This is a genomic window from Polyangium sp. y55x31 (assembly GCF_029946505.1).
Taxonomy (GTDB): domain Bacteria; phylum Myxococcota_A; class Polyangia; order Polyangiales; family Polyangiaceae; genus Polyangium.
In genome coordinates this window covers 1-23,956 of record NZ_JARZHG010000011.1, presented here as the reverse complement: position 1 = coordinate 23,956, position 23,956 = coordinate 1, and the positions used below count along the sequence as shown (strand labels likewise).

Here is a 23,956-nt window from a genome sequence, read left to right as displayed (position 1 = left end):
CCGTAGCTTCAGGGGAGCGGGGCACCGGATCCCCGCCAACTTGGGTTCTTCGGCTGGGGCTTCGGCCCCCGAAAGGTACGGGCCGTACTTCGGAGATGTCAACGCAAGCCGCGTTCTTTTTCAGGGCCCGCACGGCGAAAACGCACCTAGAGGAGCAGTCTCGATATGATGGGTAAGGATGCGATGGCACCGAACGTCCCGGCTCGTTCCGGCGCGGTCGGCAACGACGGGGGGCTCGATCCGGACGCACGCAAGCGGCGGATTCTTCGGCGTGGAGCAGTCGGTAGCGCGGCTTCGCCCGCGTCGCAGACCCTCCTGGCCGACGCTGGAACGATCCAGCGAGTGACGCGCGGCCGGCCGCTGGTGACCCAGGGCGACCCCGCGAACTCGGTGGTGATGCTCGGCAGCGGACGCGTCCGCCTCGTCCGGGCGCTGAACGAAGGGCACACGCTCTCGCTCGGCTACCGCGGCGCGGGCGACCTCCTCGGCGAGGCCGCGCTCGGCGGCGTCCCGAACCACCGCGAGAGCGCGATCGCCACGGAAGACGTGGAAGCGCTCGTCGTTCCGATCGCCACGATCCGCGGGCTCATGTCCTCGGATCAAGCCTTCGCGAACGCGCTCGTCGGCGCGCTCGTGGAGCGCAACGCCGAGACGGAAGAACGTCTCGCCTCGATGCTCTTCCGCAACGTGGAAGCGCGTCTGGCCGAGTTCCTGCTCAAGGCCGCCCAGCGCTGGGGCATCCCCGACCCGCGCGGCGTCCTGATCTCGGCCCCCTTCACGCACCAGGAGATGGCCAGCATGATCGGCTCCACCCGCGAGACCGTCACGCTCACCCTGGGCGAGCTCCGCCGCAAAGGCATCATCGAGGTCGACCGCCGCCGCATCGTGGTGCTCGACCGCGAAGGCCTGAAGACCCGTACCTGATCACGCGTTCTCAGCCCCTGGCGGGAGGTTGGGGCGTCGCCCCAAACCCCAGCCGGGGGCTGTCCGCCCCCGGCACCCCGGACCAGGCACGGCCTGGACCGGTGATGGAGAAACCGCGCGATGCGCGGTTTCTCCAGCGGGCCAAGACAAGACGCAACCCACCTCGCCCACCAAGACAGCGGCGACGACGTGTCGCTTGAGGACGTTGTCCCTGTCGACAGCGCGCATCGCGCGCTGTCGCCCTCGGTCCAGGCCGTGCCTGGTCCGGGTCCAGGGGTGGACAACCCCTGGTCGGGTCCGGGGTGAAACCCCGGCTCCGCGGTTCCTACCGATTCCGCTTCGACGTCGGAACACGCGTCGGGGCTCGACCGCCGAGCTTCAAGCGACGCATCACGGCCACCTTTTGCCGTTCCTTGTACTTCGCGTGGCTCGCGTCTCCGAGCTCGTTGGCCGCTTCCGTCTCGCGGTCGATGAGCTGGAACTCGCAGAGCACGAACACGATCGGACCGAGGGCCCATGCTGCCGGCGGTGCGAGCTCCATGATCTCGGGGGGCAGCCGCACGGGTAGATCCACCACGAAGTGGATCACGCGATAGCTCTGATCGCTGAACGTGTTGTTGCTGAGCGTCAGGCCGTCATCCACTCCCGCTTGCAGCTCGCGGAGCAGCATTCGTAGGAACGGGTGACGATCGCAATAACTACGGAAGTGAAAGATCGTGTTCGTGCTCTGCCCGGGCACGACGTAGTTGAACGGAAACAGCCGCTCCGAGAGGTAAAGCAGGATCGGCAGGATGTCGTCTGCCTCCCGCGTCACGATCCGGAACCGCAGCTTGTCGTAGATGGCTGCTGCGGTCGTGTCGGTCTTCGAGAGCAGCTTCGTGTAGAGCGAGTCCTTGTTCTTTCGACCTCCGATGAACTCCGTGATGGGGAAGCCGGCTGCGAGCATCCCGCCCACGATCCGGTAGACCTTCTCCTCCACCAGGTGGAACACATCCTGGTCGGACATCGGGATCGAGAAGAGCAGCTCGCGCCCCTCGAGGTGATGGATGATGTGCATCGCCTTCAGGATCGTGCAGGCGCAGAGCTGCCTGTGACCCTTGCCCGAGGCGAGCACCAGGAGCTCCTCCACGGAGCAACGAGCGACGGGCTTGGGGATTGGGAACTCGAAGTGCCGACGTAGATAGGCGATCGCTTCGTTCTTGATCGCCTCGAGCCGCGCGCGATCTGCGGGCTCTTCGGGCCGGAACTCTTGCGCTCGCAAGAGCGTGCGCGCCTCTTCCTCGTCGCGAACGTGGAGCCTGTGCCAGTCGACGACGGAGTCGCCTCGCAGGATGAGACGCACCGCCTCGAGGTCCATCAAGGAAAACTCGTCCAGGCCCTTGAGAGAGCCGACGGTGTCGTACGTCATGACCCGAGGTTAACAGCGCCGAACCGACGGCGCGTTCACGCGCGCGCGTTCGGCGGCGAGGGGGGCGGCGCGTTCGGCGTCCGACCGAGCGAGAGCGTGCCAAAGAAGATACCGATCGTCAGGACGACGACGGCCGCGTGCCCGAGATATGCACCACTGCACCCGATCGCGGCGAAGGGAGCGAGAGCGGCCAGGTACCAGGGCGTGATCTTCATCGGTCCTCCATCAGTGCAGGCGACCCGACCCTCGGATCGCCCTCCGGCGCCGCGGCGCGGCCCCCGTCCAGGAACGACAGGGTGCGCTCATCGGCGACAGATAAGAGCATGTAGGATAAGCTGCCACACCCCAAGCCAACGGGCCAAGAAGTAGCGGTGTCTGGGGCGCCGCATCAAGCGAATTCGTCACACGTTCCGTTCCCGCATGAAGCCTCACCGGCATCTACGGCGAAATATCAAACAGATTCATATGCTTGATGGCGAGTTTGCAGGTCGTTTCTCGACCCGCGAAGCGTGTCCCGGGAGACGCAGGTGACGCTTGAAGGACGCTCTCTGCCTCAGCGGAGCGGCACGGTGATCTGCTCGGCGTCGCCGAGTGTCAGCGTGCGCTGCATCGAGTCGCTGCGATCCGCGCGGTCGACGCGGATGTCCAGTGCATACGAACCGTCGGGCAAGTGCACGGTCGTGTGGACGATCTTCGGCGCGCGCCCGGGCTCGAAGCGGAACGAGCTGCCGCTGACTGCCTCTGCGTCCGCGCCGGGCCGGGACCACGTCACGTCGAAGCCGACGACCGTGCCGACCTCGCCGTCGAGACGAAAATCGACCGAGCGCTCCTTGGGCCAGTGCGGCGCGAGCGACAGGACCGCCGCGCCGCCGCCTGCGAGCAGGAGCAACGACAGGAGCCGTCGCCTGCGCGGCGAGGGCGTGAACAAGGGCTTCGCCGGTTCTTCGGCTTGCGGCTGCGTCTCCTCGTCCGTCGTCGTTTCCCGCTGCATCGGCCGCAACGTGACGAGGGCGAGAGGGGAAGTCAACGCGGCCCGCGGATCAAGGCGAGCGGTTCGCGCGGATGCGACCGACGAGGCCCGTGACGACTTGATCGGGCAGGTTGCTGAACGCCGGCATCCGGTTGCGACCTTTGCGGATGACCTCGGCCACCTGATCGTCCGTCACCTGCCCCTGCCAGTCCGATCGCGTGAGATCGGGCGCGCGCATCATCGCGCCTTGCGGCCCGTCGCCCTTGCCGCGCTGGCCGTGACAACTCGCGCAGTTGCGCTGCCAGGCGATCTCCACGAGGGCCTGATCGGGCCCCTGCTCTGCGGAGCTGCGGGGACGCGCGGCGACCTGCCCGGGTTGTTGACCGATGGGCTGATCGTGATCCGTCGGCTTCCACTCGCGCACGTCACGCGAGGAGGAATCACATCCCGCCGCGAAGACGAGCGATGAGCCGAGGAGCAGCGACGTGAGGACGAGCGGGCGCATGGCCATGAAGGGATGATGGGCCCGGGGCGGATTGGCCAGCGCTTTTCGGAGGCTGGGTTCGCCTCACCCCGGGGTTCGGGAGGGGACGAAGGGGAGGGAGGCAGAGGAGGGGAGATGCGGGATCGTCAGGGCGCGCAGGCGTCGAGGACCTTGGGCGCGCCGCCGTCGACCGGCATCTTCATGATGGGCTTGCCGTTGATCGCCGCGTTGATGAAGTCGGTGCGGCGGTTCTGGGCCTTGCCCTCGGGCGTCTTGTTGTCGGCGACGGGCTTCGTCACGCCGAACCCGACCGCGATGAGGCGCTTGCAATCGACGCCCTTGCCCACGAGGTACTTCGCCGCCGACTGGGCGCGGCGCGCGGAGAGGTCGAGGTTCTTCGCCGCGTCGCCGTCCGCGTCCGTATGGCCCTCGATGCGGAGCAACGTGATGTTCGGCTTCGAGTCGAGGTACGTCTTGACCTGGTCGAGGATCGGGAAGCTGACCGGCTCGAGCTCCGCGCTGCCCGTCTTGTAGACGATGGCGCCGGGGAGAACGAGCTTGTTGCCTTCCATCTTGAGCTCGGACGCGGGCGCCGCTGCCGGCGGGGGCGGCGGGGGCGGCGGGGGCGGCGGGGGCGGCGGCGGGGGCGGGGGCGGCGTCTCGGCACCACTACCCACGGACGCAGAGGCCGTGCAGCCAGTCATCGCGCCGAGGGCGCCGACCATCAGCACGGTGCACAGAACGGGAGCCAGGAACTTTTGCATAGAGATTGATCTCCTCCAAGAAGCACGGGCCGCGGCCAAGCCATGGTTCACCGGCGTGCAGGCAGCCGTCGAGCCGAACGGGGTCTTGGACGCGCTTCTATCAGGTTTCTTCAGGCGGTTTGGAGTTTTTCTTTCCGCCGCTCGATACCCCACCCAACGTCGCAGCGTGCGGACGCCTTACGCGTCCCCCGCTTCCAGCCCCTCGACGTTTCTCGCGGGCCAAACGGCTCACCCGGGCACGTTCCCGCCGTCCACGTGCTCGGCCCTCCCTTCCTCCACGATCCCCCCGACAAACCAGAGGGCGCCGCCGAATCACACGCCTTCCCCCCGCTGGCGTGCGCCGAAATGCGCCCTCTGTTCTACATCACGAAGGCCTTCGAAGACCACGTCGGGCGACGAGGGGCCGCACAGCGGACCGGCCCCTCGTGTCCGACGCGAGCCTTCACGGCATCGGCGCGCAGGGATCCGGCGGGGGCTCGCCCGGCATCGCCACCGGGCCGAGCTGCACGGCCTTCGCGTTGAAGCCGAGGCCGATCGAGATGCCGTCGCACTCGACCGCCGGATCCTGCGTGCCGTCCTTCATGATGTCGGACGCCTGGCGGATCTGGTTCAGGATGCTCTGCAGCGTCGGCGACTTCGGATCGCAGAACGACTCGTCGAACGCCGCCGCGACCTTCGAGATCTCCGAGATCAGCGCCTCGGTCTCGATGACGCCGGCGATCGTGCCGTTCGTGCCGCCGTTGCGCTCCGCGTCGAGATCCACGGTGATGACCGCGCTGTTGATGTCGAGCGAGATCGTGAAGCCGCTGATCGAGAGCGAGAGCTTGACCGTGCCCTTCGTGCCCGAGACCCACGTGTTCTTCACGACGTAGCTCTTCGGGAAGACGATCTTCGCCGAGGCCGGATCCATCGGGTTGCTCAGGAGCTCGGGGATGAGCGGCCACTGATCGGTGCCGTCCCACTTCGGCGGAGCGCCGAGTTCCGCGCCGCCGTAGAGCTTCGACGACAGGTTGTTGCAGTCCGCCGACGTGCCGAGCGTCGACATGTCGAGCATGATCGTGAACTCGCCGTTCGAGATCGCCTCGTTCGCCTGCACGCTGATGTCGTTCGCGAGGCCGAGGATGACGGGCAGGATGTTCTTGCCGAACGAGTTGTCCCGGCCCTCGTCGCCGTCCGGATACACGGCCGCCGGCGAGCCACCCGCGCGCGGCTTGCAGAGGCCGACCGACGCCTTCGTCGAGGCGCGACCGTCGAGGTCGTAGCCGAACGCCTTCCAGCCACCCGTCGGATCCGGCGTGCCGTCACGCTTCGTGTCGCCGAGGAAGATCTCGCTCATCGCCATGACCTTGCCCGCGCCCTCACACGCAGACAGGCCAGTGGGCTCTTCCGGAGGCGCGAGACCCGCGGGATCCTCGGGCGGCGGCGCCGGTGGTTTTTGCTCGACGGTATCGGAACCACAGCCAAGAACCGCGAGCGAAGTCGCCGCGAAAGCGGCACAGAGAAGACGAGTGCGAAGCATAGAATCGTGACTCACTTTCCCGGACCCGAGCGCGGGTCGTCAAGCGCACGGCAGCTAGTCGAGTGCCCGTGGATGTCGCGCATGCTAGCCAGGGCGTCCCCGCTTCACAAGGGCGTCCCCAGGTGCGGCGCCGCGCACACCACCACAGTGAAGCCGTACGATACAGCTTCACCGGCGACGCTGCGCATCACGAAGATGCATCACGCGTCGTGACGCGCGCCTATCCTGAAACGAAGCTCGCCCGAGCTGCTCCAGACTCCGAGGCAAGATCGATCGTGGCAGCCGAGTTCGTTCATCTCCACGTCCACTCGCAGTACTCGCTGCTCGACGGGGCCCTCAAGATCAAGGACCTCGTCGGCAAGACGAAGGCGCTCGGAATGCGCGCCGTGGCGCTGACCGACCACGGCAACATGTTCGGCGCGATCCAGCTCTACAAGGCGTGCAAGGACGCCCAAGTAGGCGCGATCCTCGGCTGCGAGGTGAACGTCGCGCGGCCGCGCACCGCACGAAACGACGCGCCGAGCGGCAAGACGGACGACGCGCCGGTCGATCACCTGGTGCTGCTCGCGTCGAACCTCGAGGGCTACAAGAGCCTCGTTCGGATCGTGTCCGAGGGGCACGTGACGCCCGTGAGCGGAGCCGCGCCGAGCGTGACGCTCGACTTCATCGCGCAGAACAACAAGGGCCTGATCGGCCTCTCCGGCTGCATGGGCGGCGTGCTCGCGCAGCGCGTGCTCGAGGAGGGCGAGGACGAAGGGCGCGCGGCGATGGATCGGCTCGTGGAGGCGTTCGAGCCGGGCAGCCTGTACGTGGAGCTGCAGGATCACGGGCTCGTCGAGCAGCCGGTGCTGAACGGGATCCTCACGCGCCTCGCGAAGGATCGGGGCCTGCCGATCGTCGCGACGAACGACGCGCACTTCGGCAGCCGCGACGACGGCGAGGGGCATCTCTACCTGTCGTGCATCGCGGCGAACCGCTCGTATGCCGACGCGTTCGAAGCGCATCACCAGAGCTTCGAGATGTTCCTCAAGTCGCCGGACGAGATGGCGCACGTCTTCCGCGACCACCCCGAGGCCATCAAGAGCACGCTGGAGATCGCCGAGCGGTGCGCGGGGCTCAAGCTGAAGCTCGGCCAGCCGATGCTGCCGACGTTCGCGCTGCCGGAGGGGTTCGATACGAACTCGTACTTCCGGCACGTCTCGCACGAGGGGCTGACGAAGCGCTTCGAGGAGTTCCGCCGCGGGGGCAAGGAGGTCGACCAGGAGGCGTACCGCAAGCGCCTCGACATGGAGCTCGACGTCATCATCGGGATGAAGTTCCCCGGCTACTTCCTGATCGTCTGGGACTTCATCCGGCAGGCGAAGGAGATGGGGATCCCGGTCGGACCGGGCCGCGGCTCGGGCGCGGGCTCGCTCGTGGCGTACGCGCTGCGCATCACGGATCTCGATCCGATCCCGTACAACCTGCTCTTCGAGCGCTTCCTGAACCCGGAGCGCGTGAGCATGCCGGACTTCGACGTCGACTTCTGCATGGATCGGCGCGACGAGGTGATCCGGTACGTCGCCGAGAAGTACGGCAAGACGAGCGTCGGGCAGATCGCGACGTTCCACGAGCTCAAGGCGAAGAGCGTCATCAAGGACGTGGCCCGCGCGATGGGCTTCCCGCCGGCCGAGGCGCAGAAGATCGCGAACCTGATCCCGCAGAAGGGGCCGGGTCAGACGTACACGATCCCCGAGTCGATCGAGATCGAGCCGAAGCTCAAGGCGCACATGGAGAGTGATCCATCGGTGCGCGAGCTGCTCACGCAAGCGCAGAAGCTCGAGGGGCTCACGCGGCACGCCGGCATGCACGCGGCCGGCATCGTGATCAGCGAGGGTCCGCTCTGGGACCACGTGCCGTGCTTCCGCAACGGCGAAGCGCTGGTCACGCAGTACTACAAGGACGACGTCGAGCAGGCGGGCCTCGTGAAGTTCGACTTCCTCGGCCTGAAGACGCTCACCGTGATCGACATCGCGGTGCGGCTGATCCGCGCGCGGCCCGATCAAAAGGGCAAGAGCGCGGCCGAGGCGTTCGACATCAACGCGATCTCGCTGGAAGACGAGGAGACGTTCCACCTCCTGCAGTCGGGCGAGACGACGGGCGTGTTCCAGCTCGAATCGAGCGGCATGCAGCAGCTCTTCAAGGACCTGCGCCCGACGAACTTCGAAGACATCGTCGCCGCCGTCGCGCTCTACCGCCCCGGCCCGCTCGGCACGGGCATGGTGAAGGACTTCGTCGACTGCAAGCACGGGCGCAAGCCCATCGCGAAGATGCACGACCTCGTCGACGATCTGCTCAAGCCGACCTACGGCGTCATCGTCTACCAGGAGCAGGTCATGCAGATCGCGCAGATGCTCGCCGGCTACACGCTCGGCGGCGCCGACCTGCTCCGCCGCGCGATGGGCAAGAAGAAGCCCGAGGAGATGGCCAAGCAGAAGTCCATCTTCGTCGAGGGCTCCTTGAAGAAGGGTGTGTCCGCCGAGGACGCCGATCGCATCTTCGGTCTGCTCGAGTTCTTCGCGGGCTACGGCTTCAACAAGAGCCACTCGGCCGCGTACGCGCTCATCACGTACCAGACCGCGTACCTCAAGCGTCATTACCCCGTGGAGTTCCTCTGCGCGCTGATGACCGCGGATCGCGACAAGATCGAGAAGGTCGTACGGATCATCGCGGAGGGCCGCGCCTGGGGCGTCGACATCCTCCCGCCCGACATCAACGAGTCGAACATCGACTTCTCGGTCGTCTACAGCGAGCCGGGCAAGGCGACGAAGAAGACCGGCAGGAAGGCGCCGAGCAAGATCAAGGACGCCGATCCGTACGATCCGAAGATCCGCTTCGGCCTCGGCGCGATCCGCGGCGTGGGCGAGTCGGCGCTCGAGGCCGTGCTCGAAGCACGCACCTCGGGCGGCGCGTTCGCCGATCTGTTCGACTTCGCCCAGCGCGTCGACGCGCGGCGCGTGAACAAGGGCGTGCTCGAAGCGCTCACGCAGTCGGGGGCGTTCGACGCGACGCTCCTGCCACGCGGGATCACGAGGGCGCGCGCGTTCGCCGCGCTGGATCAGGCGCTCGAACGTGCGCGAAGCGCGAGCAAGGATCGCGAGCGCGGGCAGGGGTCGCTGTTCAGCCTGTTCGCGAAGGCGGCGCCCGCGGCGGAGCAGAAGCTCGACGAGTACCCGCAGTGCGAGCCGTGGGATCTGCGCGAGATGCTGGTGCGCGAGAAGCAGTCACTCGGCTTCTACGTCTCCGGGCATCCGCTCGATCGATACGGCACGGAGCTCAGTCGCTTCGAGGTGATCGCAGCGAGCGCGCTCCCGCATAAAGATGCGTGGTCGAGGGTGCGCGTGGCCGGGATGGTCGAGGGCTATCGCGAGCGCATCTTCAAGGGCGGCGGCGGCAAGATCGCGTTTTTCCATCTCGAAGACACGAGCGGTCGTGTCGAGGTGAAGGTGCGCGACAAGCAGATCGAGGCGTACGGCGCGATCCTGCAGGGCAACGAGCCGGTGCTCGTGTCGGGCAAGGTGAGTTTTCCGCAAGTGGAGGAGGGCGCCGAGGAGGAGCAGGCGGCGCCGCGTGATCCGACGCTGATGCTCGACGAGGTCGTGCTGCTCGCGGACGCGATCCGCGCGGAGACGAAGAGCGTGCGCATCCGCGTGCAGGCGCGGAAGGCGACGCGGGATCACATCGGCAAGCTGCGGGACGTGCTGGCGTCGAGCCGCGGCGTTTGCCCGGTGCACCTCTTGATCCAGCTCGATGACGGCGCGGAGGCGGTGCTCGCGCTCGGGCGGGATCTCACGGTGACGCCGAGCGACGAGATGCTCGCGCGCCTGGAAAAACTCTTTGGGGAGAAGGTCGCGGAGCTGCGTTAACTCGACGCGGTGGTCGATTTCAGGAGCGATTCGAGGCGCGGCTCGACCGAGACTTTGTCTTCCTGGTGCTTGAGCAGGAGGCCGAGCGTGTCGCGTACGAGATCCGGATCGAGCTTGCTCTTGCCGAGGAGGACGAGCGCGCGTGCCCAGTCGAGGGTCTCGCTCACGGCGGGCGCCTTGCGAAGGTCCATCTTGCGGAGCTCGCCGATGAACGCGACGAGGTGCGAGGCGAGCGTGCTATCGATGCCGGGGACGACGAGCTCGAGGATCGCGAGCTCGCGTGACGAGGCCGGATAGTCGAGGAAAGCGTGCAGGCAACGCCTGCGGAGCGCCTCGGTCATCTCGCGCGTGGCGTTCGTCGTGAGCAGCACCAGCGGTGGGTGCTTGGCGCGGAAGGTGCCGAGCTCGGGGATGGTGACCTGCAGCTCGGAGAGGATTTCGAGGAGGAACGCTTCGAACTCGGGATCGGCGCGATCGACCTCGTCGATGAGCAGGACGACGGGCGCTTCGCTGCGGATCGCGGCGAGCAGCGGGCGCGAGAGGAGGAAGTGCTCGGTGAAGAAGGAGGCTTCGCTCTTGGCCACGATCTGCGCGGCGCCCGCGATGGTGGCGCCGTGCGTCTCGGCGGCGATCGCGTCACGCAGGAGCTGCGTGTAGAGCATCTGCTTCGCGTAATCCCACTCGTAGAGGGCTTTGGCCTCGTCGAGGCCCTCGTAACACTGGAGCCGGATGAGCGAACGGCCGAGGGCCTGGGCGGCGGCGCGGGCGAGGTCGGTCTTGCCGACCCCCGCGGGGCCTTCGAGCATGAGCGGGCGCTCCATGCGGAGGGCGAGCCAGAGGGAGAGGGCCGTGGACGGGTCGCAGAGGTAGCGCGCCCCGCCAAGGGCAGCCGAGAGCGCCTGGGGAGAGGCGATCGGATCGGGGGAGGCGGTCACGGGGAGCACGGTAGCATGGCCATCCCCGCGGAAAGCCGGGGCATGTCGAGCTCGTGTCCTGCTATAAACCGAGCAGATGGGCGAGGACGGCCACGATCTCGTGCGCGTGGACGGCACGGGTACGGCGCACCCAGTCGGCAAGCTGGCGAGCCAGCGGATGCGCGCGCGACAAGGCGCGTTCCGACTGATGCCGGCACCCGCGCACGTGGTCGTCATGCGCCGCGCGGACGCGCCCGAGGCGGGGAGCCTCAAGCTCTGCGGCGAGATCACGAGCGCGAGCGCGCTCTGCGACATCGTGTCGATGATCGGCCAGAGCGCATGGACCGGCGAGCTCGCGATCTACGACGGCGCGACGAACCGGAGCATCTTCTTCGAGCACGGCGCGGTCGTGGGCGCGCACTCGAGCGCCGAAGGAGAGCGGCTCGGGGAGGTGCTGTATCGGTACGGCGCGCTGTCGCTGGAGCAGCTCCAGGAGGTCGCGAAGGCCGTGACGGGCGACGTGCGCTTCGGCGAGATGGCGGTGCGCATGGGGCACATCTCGCGCGAGACGTTGTTCCAGCTCATGGGCCGGCAGGTCGAGGAGATCGTCTACGCGGTGATCCGCGCCGAGAGCGGGATGTTCTACTTCCTCGATCGCTTCGACGAGGCGCGGCTGACGTCGCGGCAGAACGTGCCCGTGAGTGGTCTCTTGATGGAAGCGGTGCGGCGCATGGACGAGATGCGCTACTTCCGTGAGCGCATCCCGTCGGCCGAGCACGTGCCGGATCGCGTGCCGGATCGGCCGCCGCCGAGTGAAGGAGATTTCGCGCAGGTCTACGAGGCGATCGACGGCGTGCGATCCGTGGCGGACATCTGCCGTGCGGTGGGGCAGGGGGAGTTCGAGGTCACGCGGCAGATCTTCCAGCTCGTGCAAGGAGGATGCGTGACGGTGCGCGCGCCGCGTCCCACGGGGCCGGCTGCGATCGTGGCGCTCTTCAACGAGGCGATGTCGATGGTGATGCGCGAGGTCGACACCGTGAAGCGCGGCGACGAGGTCCGGCAGCACCTCGCCTCGTTCGCGACGGGCGCGGGCATCTACGACGCGCTCTTCATGCGCGCAGGGCCGAGGCCCGACGGGACGCTCGACGACGCGCAGATCATCGAGAACGTGGCGATGCTCGTCGGCCCGGATCAAGCCGAGGCGATGCTGGCGCAGTGGCTCTACGACTACGTGTCGTTCGCGATCTTCATCGCGGAGCCGGTGCTGCGCGAGGCCTCGACGCGAAGCGGAGCAGGGGCGCCGCTACTCGCGAAGAGCGTCGCCGACATCATCGCTCCTCTCGTGGTGGGGGGCGCCGGTCGGCCCTGAGGCCGCCGCGCCGGGGCGCTGCCCCGGGCCCCGCGGGGGCTGTTCGCCCCTCGACCCGAACCAGGGCAAGCCCTGGACCTCAGGGGGAAGAACTGCGCGATGCGCAGTTCTTCCCACAGGCCGGTGGCAAGACCAGGACAGCGTTGCCAGTCGCGGCGGCTTTGACTGGCAAGGTCGTTGCCAGTCTTGCCTCGGCCTGTTCGATGAACTGCGCATCGCGCAGGTCATCGACGAAAGGTCCAGCGCTTGCGCTGGTCCGGGTCGAGGGGCGGACAGCCCCTCGTCGGGTCCGGGGTGAAACCCCGGCGCTACGCTGTCGAACAGTCATCCCCGCCGGATGTCGTACGCGCGAATCTTCTTGTGGAGGTTCGTGCGCTCGACGCCGAGGACGATCGCGGCGCGCGAGATGTTCCAGTCGAGGCTCTGCAGGACCTCGATGATGTAGCGGCGCTCGGCTTGATCGCGGAACTCGCGCAGCGTGAGCCGGCGGCCGCCTTCCGTGCGCGGGATGTTCTCGATCGATGGTGGAAGCGGGCCCGGCGGCGTGCGCATGGGTTCGCTCGGATCGGGCGCTTCCGGTGCCTGGAGATCATCGTCGAATGGGCTCGCGTGGGGGTCTTCGGGCAGGTCGGCGATCGTGACCATGTCGCCGGAGAGGATCGCTGCGCGCTCGATGACGTTCTTCAGCTCGCGTACGTTGCCTGGAAAGCTGCGGCGTTCGAGCGCGGCGTGGACGGCCGGATCGATGCGCTTCGGCTTGAGCCCGTTCTCCTTGCAGAACGAGGCCATGAAGGCTTCGGCGAGTGGCCGGATGTCCTCCATGCGCTCGCGTAGCGAGGGCACGCGGATGGGGAAGACTGCGAGGCGGAAGAAGAGGTCCTCGCGGAAGCGGCCGGCGGAGACCTCGCGGCTGAGGTCCTTGTTCGTCGCCGCGAGCACGCGCACGTCGACCTGCAACGTCCGCTCGCTTCCGAGCCGGCTGATCTCGCCGGATTGCAGCGCGCGTAACACCTTGGCCTGGGCCGAGGGCTCCATGTCGCCGATCTCGTCGAGGAACAACGTGCCGCCGTGTGCTTGCTCGAAGAAGCCGCGCTTGCGCAACTGGGCGCCCGTGAAGGCGCCACGCTCGTGGCCGAAGAGCTCGCTCTCGATGAGCTCGCGCGGGATCGCCGCGCAGTTCACCTTCACGAAGGGGCCTGCGATGCGCGGCGAGAGGCGGTGGATCGCGCGGCTCACGAGCTCCTTGCCCGTGCCGCTCTCGCCCGTGATCAGCACGCTCGCCTTCGTCGGCGCGACGCGGTCGATCTCCTTGTAGAGCTTCTGCATGACCGGCGCGCGGCCGATCATCTCGTAGCGCGCGAGCAGCTCCGCCTCGAGATCCCGCACCTTGCGCGCGAGCTCCGACGAGTAGAGCGCGTTCTTGACGCTGACGAGCACGCGCTCGCGGCTCACGGGTTTTTCGAAGAAGTCGCCCGCGCCGAGCTTGATGGCCTTCACTGCGTCGTGGACCGTCGCGTGTCCGCTGATCGCGACGACGGGCAGGCTCTTCGTGGCTTCGTCGCGCCGGATGCGCTCGAGCAGCTCGAGACCGCCCATGCCGGGCAGGAGCAGGTCGATGATCGCGAGGTTGACGGGCCTCCCGCCGTTCGCGAGGATCTCCAGGGCTTGCTCGCCGCTCTCGGCCTCGATGACCTCGTAGCCTTCGCCGCGCAGGACGAGATCCAGGGTGCGACGGATGTTGCGCTCGTCGTCGACGACGAGGACGGTGGGGGCGACGGCGGCCCCCAGGGCCTCGCCGGGGGGCGCCTGGGGCGTAACGAACGAGCTTTCCATGCCGCACCTATCCATACCTGCCTCCCGGCGGGGCAGGAAGCACTGGCGCGCCGGCCGCGAAAGGGCTACGGAGCGCGGGATGGTCAAGGTCTGCGGTTCGACGTCTTCGAGGGTCTCGGCGAATCTCGCCCGAGCTCTCGGCATCGTCGCGCCCCTGCTCCTCCTCGCGGCTGCGGGTTGTGATCTCCAGGTCGGCGACGGGCGCAAGGCGACCCTCACCTACACGGACGACGCGCGCGCCGCCTACGAGGAGGCGATGCGCTCGTACCGCAGCAAGGCCTGGGAAGACGCGCGCGCCCTGTTCGCCGAGGTGCGGAAGCTGTTTCCGTACAGCCGGTACGCGACGCTCGCGGAGCTGCGCATCGCGGACGTCGAGTTCGAGCAGGAGAAGTACGCGGACGCGGTCTCGGCCTACCGCGAGTTCATCCAGAACCACCGCACCGATCGCGACGTCGAGTACGCGCGCTATCGCATCGCGAAGTCGCTCTTCCGCGACATCGACGACACCTTCCTCCTGCCGCCGCAGGAGGAGCGTGATCAAGGCACGGCGCTCGAAGCGTACCGCGAGCTCGGCGCGTTCCTGCGCGACAACCCGCGGAGCCGCTACACGGAGGACGTGCGCAAGATGCACGACGCCGTGCAGGGTCGGCTCATGCGGCACGAGCTCTACGTGGCGCGCTTCTACCTGCGGCAGGACGTCTACCCGGCGACGATCGCGCGGATCGATCACGCGCTCAAGCTCTTCCCCGGATCGGCGCTCGAGCCCGAGGCGCTCGTGCTGAAGGGCGAGACGCTCATGCGGATGAACAAGCCCGACGAGGCGCGCGCCGTCTTCCAGAAGGTGCTCGACGAGTACGGCGGGCCCTTCGCCGTGACGGCGAAGCGGTTTCTCTCGGAGCTCGACGCGCAAAGAGCGGCGAGCAAGCAGGGAACGTAGAGCGGATGGACGCGTCGCAGAGGCGCCCCACGGCGGGCGTGCGATACGCGCTCGAGCGCGCGGACGAGGAAGAATCGAGCGCGACGTACCGGGGGTTCGCGCACCTGCCCGATGCGGATCTGCCGCTCGAAATTCGCGTCGAGCAGGCGAGCGTGACGGCGCGCATCGAGGGCGCGGCCGTTGGGGTGGACGTCGCGGGTCTGGAGAAAGCGGGCGCGGCGTTGGTCAAGGCGGCCCTGCGCGCGGCGCGTGATGCCGGGCGGCCGATGCCGCGGCGGATCGTGCGCTGGCGTGGACCGAGCTGACGCGGTGGGCGCGGCTTCGGCCTGAACATGCTAAAGGGGATCGAAGGTTCGGCTCGGCGTGTCCGAGCGTCGTTTTCGAGGTGTTGCGATGTCTGAAAAGGTGCCCATGACGCCCGAAGGGCAAGCTCGGCTGCGCGAGGAGCTCGAGCGGCTCAAGAAGATCGAGCTCCCGCAGGTGGTCAAGGACATCAGCGTGGCCCGCGATCACGGCGATCTGTCGGAGAACGCGGAGTATCACGCCGCGAAGGAGCGTCAGGGCCTCATCGTCGCGCGCATCTCGTTCATCGAGCAGACGTTGAGCCGCGCCGAGGTCATCGACCCGAGCAAGCTGAGCGGCAGCAAGATCCAGTTCGGCGCCCGCGTGAAGCTCGTGAACGTCGATACGGACGAGGAAGTCGTCTACCAGATCGTCGGGCCCGAAGAGGCCGACATCAAGCAGAACCGCATCTCGGTATCCTCGCCGCTCGCGCGCGCGCTCATCGGCCGTGAGGTCGGCGAGGAGGTCCGCGTCGTCATGCCGGCCGGACCGCGCATCTACGAGATCCTCGAGATCAGCTATTCATGACGAACCGCGGCGGGGAGGGCGCACACGTCCCGCCCGCCGCGCCCCGACCGAGCCGCGCAAAGGGTCGGCTCGCGGTCTCGGCACCCAAGCCGGACCGGGACGGCGCGAGCGTGGCGCGGCCGCGCGCGCGGACACGGGATCTTCCGCTCGGATGGCGTATCGCCGACGGCTACCTCGCGATCGGCGTGTTCCTGCTGGTCGAGCTCGTCGTCGTCGGGCTCGTCTTCCGGCGTGAGCTCGTCGGGCTTCACGAGCTCACGCTCGCGCTCTGGAAGCTCTGGCCGATCGCGTTCGCGGCGGCGGCGCCGGCCGCGGCGATCGGCGGAGTGGTCGTCGAGTGCGCGCGCCACGCGGAAGGGCGATGGGGCCGCGTCGGTCTCGCGCTCGCCGCGGCGGGGTTTGCCGGCGCCGTGGCGTTCGGCGTGTCCACGGGGCGCCTTCTGTCAGGGTCGATCCGCGCGCCGTTCGTCGCGGTCGTCGCGGTCGTCGCGTTCGCCTGTGCGTTTGCGCTCGGGCCGCTCGTCGCGCGGGCGCTCGCGCCGAAGCCGCGACGCACGTTCAGCTTGGGCGTCTTCCTCGGCGTGATCGCGCTGATCTTCGCGGTCGAGCTCGTCAACCTGCTCGTCCTGCCGCGGCTCTATCCGGCGTTTCATCGTGGCCTCGCGCTCCTCGCACTCTTGCTCGCGCCGTTCGTCACGGTCGCCTGGGACGCGCAACGACGAACGCGGCCCGGCAGCGCCGAGGATGCAGAAGGATCGATCGCGCCGTTCGGCATGAAGCTCGCGCGCGCGGCGCTGGCGCTCGGCTTGTTCGCGCTCTCGGCGGCGGCCTCGCCCTCGGCGGCCGAGCGCCTCGCGCCTGCGGACAACGTGCGGCTCGTGTACCTGACGCGCGCGCCAGTTCTGGCGAACGCCGTGGAGATCGCGGCCGCGCTCTCGCCGCCGCCGCCGCTCGACGACACGCCGCTCGTCGTGAACCAGGGGCAAGCAGGCCACGCGGTGGATCTCGCGGGCCGCGACATCGTGCTCGTCACGATCGACGCGCTGCGCGCCGATCACGTCGGTGCGTACGGGTACGGGCGCAAAACCACGCCGACGATCGACGCGCTCGCGGCCGAGGGCGTGGTCTTCGAGCGGGCGTACACGCCGACGCCGCACACCTCGTACGCCGTCACCTCGCTGATGACGGGCAAGTACATCCGGCCGCTCGTGCTGCAGGGCCTCGGCGGCGACTCCGAGACGTGGGCGGGTCAGCTCCGTCGCTATGGTTACAAGACCGCGGCCTTCTTCCCGCCGGCGGTGTTCTTCATCGACGCCGAGCGCTTCGGCCCGATCCGCGAGCGTGGCCTCGACTTCGAGTACCGCAAGGTCGAGTTCGCGAGCGCCGATCGCCGCGCCAAGCAGGTCGAGACGTACCTCGACGGCGTCGACAAGAGCGCGCGCGTCTTCTTGTGGGTGCACCTCTTCGAGCCGCACGAGCCCTACGAGACGCACCCCGAGCACCCCTTCGGCGATCGGGACATCGATCGCTACGACGCCGAGATCGCCGCGGCGGACGCGGGGCTCGGCACGATCCTCGCCGCGGTGCGCGCGCGTCGGCCGAACGCGGTGGTGATCGTGAGCGCCGATCACGGCGAGGAGTTCCAGGATCACGGCGGCCGCTACCACGGCACCACGGTGTACGAGGAGCAGGTCCGCGTGCCGCTCGTGGTGCACGCGCCGGGTCTCTTCGCGCCGAGGCGCGTGGCAGCTCCCGTGCAGCTCGTCGACCTCTTGCCAACGGTGCTCTCGGGGCTCGACATCCCGCGGCCGGCGCGCGTGCGCGGCGCGGATCTCGGGCGCGCGCTCGCGGGTACCGCCACGAGCCCGGAGGATGCGCGAGGCTTCGCGTTCGCCGAGACGGAGACGATGACCATGCTGGCGCGTGGGCCGCTCCGGCTCGTTTGTGCTCGAAGGATCGGCGCCTGCGCGCTCTACGACGTGGAGCGCGATCCGGAGCAGACGCGGGATCTCTCGGGTGCGCGTGCGGCCGACATGGCCGACATGCGGAGCGAGCTCCGCGGCGTGGAGGCCTCGCACGGGCGGTACGAGATCGCCGGGCTGCGCAGCGAAGGGAAGGGCTGGCCCGAGGCGCTCCGGCGCGGGATCGCCGGCGATGCGGACGCGGCGCTCGACGTCGCCGCGCTGCTCGACGATGCGGACGTGCTCATCCGGCGCAAGGCCGCCGAGGTGTTGTTTGACCTCCAACGGCCGGAGGTCTCGCCGACGATGCGGCTCGCGCTCGTACGGGACGAGGACGACGAGGTGCGTCGCTGGTCGGCGCTCACGCTGACCCGGCTCGGCGAGGGCGCGCCGCGCACGCGCGAGCTGCTCGAAGATCGTGATCCCAAGTGGCGGCGCCTCGCGGCGCTCGCGCTCGCCGAGGGCGGCGACGGACGCGGCGAGGACGATCTCGTGGCGTGGTTCCGCGAGGCGTACGGCAAGCGCGCGGACAAGCGCGAGGTCATCCCGTTCGAGCGGGCGAAGGAGATCGTCGCGGCGCTCGCGAAGATCCGCGCCAAGTCCGCGCTGCCCGCGCTCATCACGGCTCTCGACGACGTGCGCCTGCGCCCGCACGTGGCCGAGGCGCTCGCCGCGATCGGCCAGGATGCGGCTCGCCCCGCGCTCGCCGAGCACCTCGCGACCGAGCGCTACCAGCACGCCCGCGTCGCGCTCTCCGAGGCGCTCGTCGCGCTCGGCGCCGGCCCGGAGCTCCGCGCCCCGCTCATCCGCCTGCTCGGCGTGCCCGATCCGCTCCCGAACGGCCTCCGGATCGCGCTCCAGGCGGACGTGCTCGAGCTCGTCGGCGGCCCACGCGAGCGCGATTTGGAAAAGCTCCGGCGGTTCGCGCGGAGCGGCGTCGCGGTCGGCATGGTCGTGCCGAAGTCCGACGGCAGCGGCGACGCGCTGCGGGTCCTTTGCCGCGCGCGGTCGAACGACGACCGGCCCGGCGAGATCCGCTTCGGCATGGGGACGCGGCGCCTCGTGAGCAGCGGCGATCGCGAGACGGGCGGCCTCGTTCCCAAGCGCGCGCCCGAGCTCGATGCGCGCACCGCTGCCACGCTCTACGTCCCGCCGGGCGACAAGCCGCAGGAGGTCTTCGCGCCGCTGCCCGCGGCGGTGAAGGTGCGCCCCGGTCAACACGGCGAGTTCGTCGTTTACGCGACGCAGAACGTGGAGCTCTCGGCCTGCGCGGTCGTCCCGCTCGTCGCCGAGCTGCCTCCGCCGCCGCCCGAGCCGTGGACGCCCGAGAAGGGCGGCGAGGGCTCGTCCGACGGAGATCCTCCGCAAAATCCGTAGCTTTTGTCACGAACGGGCAGGGGACGGAGGCGCCGAGCCGGGCCCTGGGATGGCCGCGGAAGGCCCGCGGAAACCGCGATGAGGCCGATTGACGCCGGGGGCGGCGCGGCTAGAGTCCCGGGCGTGTCGCGAGAGGACAAGCAGTCGGAAGAGGGCCGCGCGAAGCGCGAGGACGAGGACGCGCGCGAGGCGGAGACCTCGGGGGACGACGAGCCTTCGAAGGCGCGTGCGTCGGAGTCCGAGGACGAAGCGTCAGACGAAGCCGCGCAGCGTGTCGCCGCAGCGCTCGGCGTCGCGGGCGAAGAGGACGCTGCGATCGAGGGCGGAGACGCGGCCGCGGAGCCCGACGAGGGCGAAGAGAAGCAGGAGGCCGCGAAGCCGAACCGCGCGGCGCGCCGGCGCGAAGATGCGCTCGCGCGGCGCAAGAAGCGCGTCGGCGGCGCGGCGGCTGCGGAGGACGACGCGGCGTTGCCTCGCGACAAGAACGCGCGCGCCAAGGAGCTGCTCAAGCGTCGCCGCGAGCAGGCGGACGCGGCCGAGCGCCGCCCGGTCGCGAACTCGCTCGACGCGGGCGAGATGGTCGACGACGCGCTCGCGCGGAGCGCTTCGGCCGTCACGAAGTGGCTCAAGGCGAACGTCGGGGTCCTCCAGTGGGTGGTCCTCGCGGCGATCGTCGGCGCGGGCGGGTATGCGTTCTGGTCCTCGCGCGTCGACAAGAAGCTCGGGGATGCTTCGGCCGATCTCTTCTCGGGCGTGGCAGCAAATCGCGGGCTCGTGATGGAGGAGGACAAGCGCCCCGACGATCAGAAAGAGATCGATCCGACGCGCGTCTTCAAGAACGAAGCCGAGAAGTCGCAGGCCGCGCTCGACGCGTACGGCAAGGTCATCGACAAGCACGCGGGCACGGGCGCGGCCCTGCTCGCGCAGCTCGGTCAGGGCGGCACGTACCTCGAAAAACGCGACTGGGACAAGGCGATCCAGGCCTATTCGTCGGTGCTCTCGTCGCCGCTCGCGGCCGCGGATCCCGACGTGAAGGGCCGCGCCACCGAGGGCATCGGGTACGCGAAGGAAGGCAAGGGGGATCTCGACGGCGCGATGGCGAGCTTCAAGGAGCTCGCGGGCATCGACGTCAAGGGATACAAGGACCTCGCGACCTACCACGAGGCGCGTGTCCTCTTCGCCAAGGGCAACAAGGACAAGGCGAAGGAGGTCCTGAAGCCGCTCGAAGACAAGCTCGCGCTCCCGAGCAAGGATCCCGAGCCGCTCGAGTACCTCAAGGGCGCGGTGCACGATCTCATGGTCCAGATCGATCCGGCCTCCGCGGCCGTGCAGCAGCCTGCGTTCGGGGGCGGCGCAGGGGCGCCTCTGCCCGCCGACATCCAGGAGAAGGCGCGGCGCATGGTCGAGGAGGCCCAGAAGAAGGCGGCTCAGCAGAAGCAGGGCGGGACGCCGTGATCGAGGGACGTGTGAGGGCTCCCGTCGCGATCTCGCGCAGCGTTCTCGCGGCCGCCGCGGCCCTCGCGCTCCCGCTCTTCGGCTGCGAGAGCCTGAGCATCCCGGCGACGCCGCAGGTCCCGACGTGGCTGCACCACCCGGGCGGCACGTTGTCGATCGCATACCGAAGGCCGCTCACGGCCGAGTCGCGCCAGCAAGCCGAGGTCTACGAGCGCGGAAAACCCGCGCTCGACGTCGCGGGCCGGCGCGTCTTCGTCCCGTCGAGCGACAACGGCCTCTACGCGCTGCGGGTCGAGGACGGCTCGACGATCTGGCGCTTCGAGACGATGGGGCCCGTGCAGAGCGAGCCGCTCTTCGACGCCGACGAGGGCGTCATCTACTTCGGCTCGAACGACGGCGCTGTCTACAAGGTGAACGCGGACAACGGCCGCATGCTCTGGCGGTTCTCGACGAACGCCGAGGTGGCCCGGAAGCCGGTGCTGCGGAACGGCGTGCTCTACGTCACCAACGCCAACGACACGCTGATCGCGATGAACGCGGCGACCGGGGCGCTCAAGTGGCATCAGCACCGGACGCCGGCGTTCGGCATGGAGGTCGCCGGGTACGCGGGGCCGGCGCTCGGGCGGGACAAGGTGTACGCGGCGTTCTCGGACGGCGTCGTGCTCGCGTACGACCTCGAGGACGGCTCGGAGCAGTGGCCGGCCGTGGATCTCGCGGCCGAGGCGGAGCAGCAGGCCGGCGGCGACGCGCCGCGTTACCTCGACGTGGACACGACGCCGGTGGTGGCGCGGATCACCTCGGGTGAGGTTGTGTTCGTGGGTGGCTACGCGGGCGGCGTGTACGCGCTCGACGCGGAGAACGGCACGCGCGCGTGGGTGAACGAGAAGGCCGTCGGGGTGACGGAGCTCGTTTTGTGGGAGCAGCCGGAGCACGCGCCGCGGACGGGGCCGCTTCCGTCCGTTCCTGGGCAGCGGATCCTGTTCGCTGCGAGCGGGCTCACAGGTCTCTGGGCGCTCGATCCGAACGACGGGCGGACGCTCTGGCGGCGGAACCTGCCGGAGGGCGGGATCACGGCGCCGGTTCCGGTGGCGGGCGCGCTGCTCGTGGGAACGACGCGGTACGGGTTGTTCCTGTTTTCGCCCGTGACGGGTGGGCTCATCGACGGAATCCTGCCGGGCGGCAGCTTCGCGATGACGCCGGCCGCGCACGGGGTGCGTGCGTTCGTGGTGGGCAACGGGGGATCGTTCCTCAGCGTCCTGGTCACGCCGCCGACACCACAACCGGCGCAGACGTCGATGAGCAGGCTCGGCGTGAAGGGCGGCTGACGAGCGCGCGGGGGGCGTAGGGGCGTCCGGGGGGACGTCGACGCCGGAAGCACGAACGGCGGGGACGGAACCGGCGCGGTGGGCGGCCGGCCGTGGCGCCGACGTGCACGCGCGCGTCGCGGGACGCGCCGTGTGTCCAGACGAACCCGAGGAACGCCTGGTTTCAGGCCGGTTTTCGGCTCGGATTCCCCTCCTCCGGGCTCGTCTAAATTTCGCATAAGATACATTATGTCAACTCGTGCGATCCGCCTCTGGGCGGGGGTGGACGCGGAGCCGGACCTGGCGACGGACGCAGCCCAGCCCCGACCGCGGACCAACCCGAACCTCGGCCGAGCACCATCCGGCGGACCCGCACCCCCGACCCAGACCCCGACGCGCCGCCGCGCCCGGAAGACACACGTCTCCCTCCGCGCGCCCTCGCGCACCCCGCCCCCTCGCACGGCGCCGTCCGATCTACCGGCCGGACGTCACTGCGCCCGCAACGACTTCCAGATCAGGACCTCGCCCGGCCGCGTCAGCGGACGCCCACCCGAGCGCTCCTCCCGCCACCCGAGCACCTTCCGCGAAGCCTGGTCGCCGAGCTGCGCGAAGCCGTGATGTGTGTAGAACGCCTGCGCCCACGTGGCCTTCTCGAACATCCTGGCCACTACGTCATGTAGCCCACAACGAAGCGCATCCTCCTCGAGCGCCTGAAGCAACCGCGTCCCCACGCCGAAGCGCTGGAACCGCGGATGCACCGAGAGCTCCTCGAGGTACGCGACGCCCGGCGACTCGTCCCGCCAGGCCAGGTAGCCGGCGACCTCGTGATCGGCCTCGGCGACGAAGACGTTGTGGTGCCGCGGCAAGTGCGCGATGTCGTTCCAGGTTCGCGGCGGCACCTCGGCCGCGTCGAAGCCGAGGTCGTGGTACATCGCCGTGCACGCCTTCTCGAGCTCCACGAGGTCCGTGACCTGCGTCTCCTGGAGCTTCGTGATGCGGATGCGTTGCGGCCTCACTCGATCCGATGCGTCCGTCATGGATGGTTCCTTTTCGAGCGTCTAGAGCCCCACGAGGCGGCCGATCACGGCGGCGTCCTCGTCTCCCGAGGGAACGAGCAGTGCCGTGGCCGTGCCGGGCGGCGGGGCCTGGCCCGGCGCGAGCGGGACGACCCGGATTTCCCCTTCCCGACCGACGACCGCGACCCGGACCGCGACGACGAGCGCCACGCGAGGGGCCATCGGAGCAGCGGGCGCAGGCGCAGGCGCGGGTGCAGCCGCGGGCACGGGTGCAGGTGCAGCAGCCGGGACGGCTGCGACGGCGGGAGCCACGGGGCGCACCGGCGCGGGCCCGACAGGAGCGACGCGGGCCGGCGTGGGCGTGACTGCCGGGACGGGCACGGGCGCGGCGGGAGCAACAGGCGCGGCCGCCGGCGAAGGCGCAGCGACGGGCGCAGGCGCCACAACCGGAGCCGGCGCAGGTGCGGCGGCAGAGTCCTGTGTCGCCGGGATGCGGCCGAGGTCCTTGCCCGAGAGCACGGCCGTCTCGCCGTCGAGGTCATCGACCGGTATGTCGAGCAGCTCGCTGCGCGCTTGCGAGGCGGTGATCTCTTCCTCGATGGGCGGCGGCGGCGGCGCGACCGGCGGCGCCGAGGGCACGAAGTCGCCCCAGGCCTGGTCGATGACGGTCGTCTTCGGGGTGGGGCGCTTCGGCGCGGCTGCGGCAGGCGCGGGAGCCACCGCGACGACCGGCGGCGCGGCGGGCGCGGCCGGGACCGGCGGGCGAGCTCCTCCACGCGTGGGATCCGCGACCGCGGCGACATTGGCGGCACTCTTGCGTGCCCCGGTGCGCGACGGCAGCCGCTTGCGAGGTCCCGGCGCTCCGGGCGCCTTGCCCGGCTGCGGCGCGGCGGGCGCCTCGGCAGGCGCAGGCGCAGGCGCGGCAGCGACCGGCGGGGGCGCCGGC

The 23,956-nt window shown here is 69.4% G+C and carries 18 protein-coding genes and 1 pseudogene; 9 read left to right on the top strand and 10 right to left on the bottom strand.

Annotated elements, in window-relative coordinates; all coding sequences use genetic code 11:
• The first annotated feature begins 183 nt into the window (after positions 1-183).
• Positions 184-924, top strand: a complete 741-nt coding sequence (locus tag QHF84_RS20495; protein ID WP_232379562.1) for a Crp/Fnr family transcriptional regulator — start codon at positions 184-186, stop codon at positions 922-924.
• Between the two features lie 325 nt (positions 925-1,249).
• Here QHF84_RS20495 and QHF84_RS20490 read toward each other — a convergent pair whose 3' ends face one another.
• From QHF84_RS20490 to QHF84_RS20465, 6 genes are all read right to left on the bottom strand, one after another.
• A complete protein-coding gene (locus QHF84_RS20490) occupies positions 1,250-2,332 on the bottom strand; it encodes a TIGR04552 family protein (protein WP_281315031.1) in 1,083 nt (360 codons plus the stop codon).
• 35 nt (positions 2,333-2,367) lie between these two features.
• Entirely contained in the window at positions 2,368-2,547 is a 180-nt protein-coding gene (locus tag QHF84_RS20485) for a hypothetical protein (protein WP_272423088.1), read from the bottom strand.
• Between the two features lie 338 nt (positions 2,548-2,885).
• Positions 2,886-3,359 (bottom strand): hypothetical protein, encoded by a 474-nt coding sequence (locus QHF84_RS20480; RefSeq protein WP_281315030.1) that lies wholly within the window; start codon positions 3,357-3,359, stop codon positions 2,886-2,888.
• Positions 3,360-3,372: 13 nt separating this feature from the next.
• Complete coding sequence (locus QHF84_RS20475) at positions 3,373-3,813, bottom strand: cytochrome c (protein ID WP_281315029.1); 441 nt, start codon at positions 3,811-3,813, stop codon at positions 3,373-3,375.
• A gap of 119 nt (positions 3,814-3,932) precedes the next feature.
• Positions 3,933-4,550: an OmpA family protein gene (locus QHF84_RS20470; RefSeq protein ID WP_281315028.1), complete on the bottom strand. Its 618-nt coding sequence runs from the start codon at positions 4,548-4,550 to the stop codon at positions 3,933-3,935.
• Between the two features lie 442 nt (positions 4,551-4,992).
• Positions 4,993-5,886 carry a hypothetical protein gene (locus QHF84_RS20465; protein ID WP_281315027.1) on the bottom strand — a complete coding sequence of 298 codons (894 nt, stop codon included), beginning with the start codon at positions 5,884-5,886 and terminating at the stop codon, positions 4,993-4,995.
• A 458-nt stretch (positions 5,887-6,344) separates the two neighbouring features.
• Here QHF84_RS20465 and dnaE point away from each other — a divergent pair, with 458 nt between their 5' ends.
• Complete coding sequence (gene dnaE / locus QHF84_RS20460) at positions 6,345-9,974, top strand: DNA polymerase III subunit alpha (RefSeq protein WP_281315026.1); 3,630 nt, start codon at positions 6,345-6,347, stop codon at positions 9,972-9,974.
• On the opposite strand, the gene QHF84_RS20455 is transcribed toward dnaE, so the two are convergent.
• Positions 9,971-10,909, bottom strand: coding sequence for a MoxR family ATPase (locus tag QHF84_RS20455; protein WP_281315025.1), 939 nt, complete (start codon positions 10,907-10,909; stop codon positions 9,971-9,973). The genes dnaE and QHF84_RS20455 overlap by 4 nt on opposite strands.
• Before the next feature lie 76 nt (positions 10,910-10,985).
• Here QHF84_RS20455 and QHF84_RS20450 point away from each other — a divergent pair, with 76 nt between their 5' ends.
• Positions 10,986-12,257, top strand: a complete 1,272-nt coding sequence (locus tag QHF84_RS20450; protein ID WP_281315024.1) for a DUF4388 domain-containing protein — start codon at positions 10,986-10,988, stop codon at positions 12,255-12,257.
• 324 nt (positions 12,258-12,581) lie between these two features.
• Here QHF84_RS20450 and QHF84_RS20445 read toward each other — a convergent pair whose 3' ends face one another.
• Positions 12,582-14,090: a sigma-54 dependent transcriptional regulator gene (locus QHF84_RS20445; RefSeq protein WP_281315023.1), complete on the bottom strand. Its 1,509-nt coding sequence runs from the start codon at positions 14,088-14,090 to the stop codon at positions 12,582-12,584.
• A gap of 79 nt (positions 14,091-14,169) precedes the next feature.
• Between QHF84_RS20445 and bamD the strand changes: the two genes are divergently transcribed.
• The 6 genes from bamD (at position 14,170) to QHF84_RS20415 (ending at position 22,015) form a co-directional block, all read left to right on the top strand.
• Positions 14,170-15,027: an outer membrane protein assembly factor BamD gene (gene bamD / locus QHF84_RS20440; protein WP_281315022.1), complete on the top strand. Its 858-nt coding sequence runs from the start codon at positions 14,170-14,172 to the stop codon at positions 15,025-15,027.
• 5 nt (positions 15,028-15,032) lie between these two features.
• Positions 15,033-15,332: a hypothetical protein gene (locus tag QHF84_RS20435; protein ID WP_281315021.1), complete on the top strand. Its 300-nt coding sequence runs from the start codon at positions 15,033-15,035 to the stop codon at positions 15,330-15,332.
• Positions 15,333-15,420: 88 nt separating this feature from the next.
• The gene (greA, locus tag QHF84_RS20430) at positions 15,421-15,897 is read left to right on the top strand and encodes a transcription elongation factor GreA (protein ID WP_281315020.1); all 477 of its coding nucleotides are present in this window, start codon (positions 15,421-15,423) and stop codon (positions 15,895-15,897) included.
• Positions 15,894-19,235 (top strand): sulfatase-like hydrolase/transferase, encoded by a 3,342-nt coding sequence (locus QHF84_RS20425; protein ID WP_281315019.1) that lies wholly within the window; start codon positions 15,894-15,896, stop codon positions 19,233-19,235. The genes greA and QHF84_RS20425 overlap by 4 nt, the downstream gene beginning before the upstream one ends.
• 123 nt (positions 19,236-19,358) lie before the next feature.
• Entirely contained in the window at positions 19,359-20,690 is a 1,332-nt protein-coding gene (locus QHF84_RS20420) for a tetratricopeptide repeat protein (protein ID WP_281315018.1), read from the top strand.
• 11 nt (positions 20,691-20,701) lie between these two features.
• Entirely contained in the window at positions 20,702-22,015 is a 1,314-nt protein-coding gene (locus QHF84_RS20415) for a PQQ-binding-like beta-propeller repeat protein (protein ID WP_281315017.1), read from the top strand.
• Positions 22,016-22,482: 467 nt separating this feature from the next.
• On the opposite strand, the gene QHF84_RS20410 is transcribed toward QHF84_RS20415, so the two are convergent.
• Positions 22,483-23,031, bottom strand: a complete 549-nt coding sequence (locus tag QHF84_RS20410; protein WP_281315016.1) for a GNAT family N-acetyltransferase — start codon at positions 23,029-23,031, stop codon at positions 22,483-22,485.
• A gap of 21 nt (positions 23,032-23,052) precedes the next feature.
• Positions 23,053-23,956: pseudogene (locus QHF84_RS20405) on the bottom strand (hypothetical protein); the annotation flags it as partial.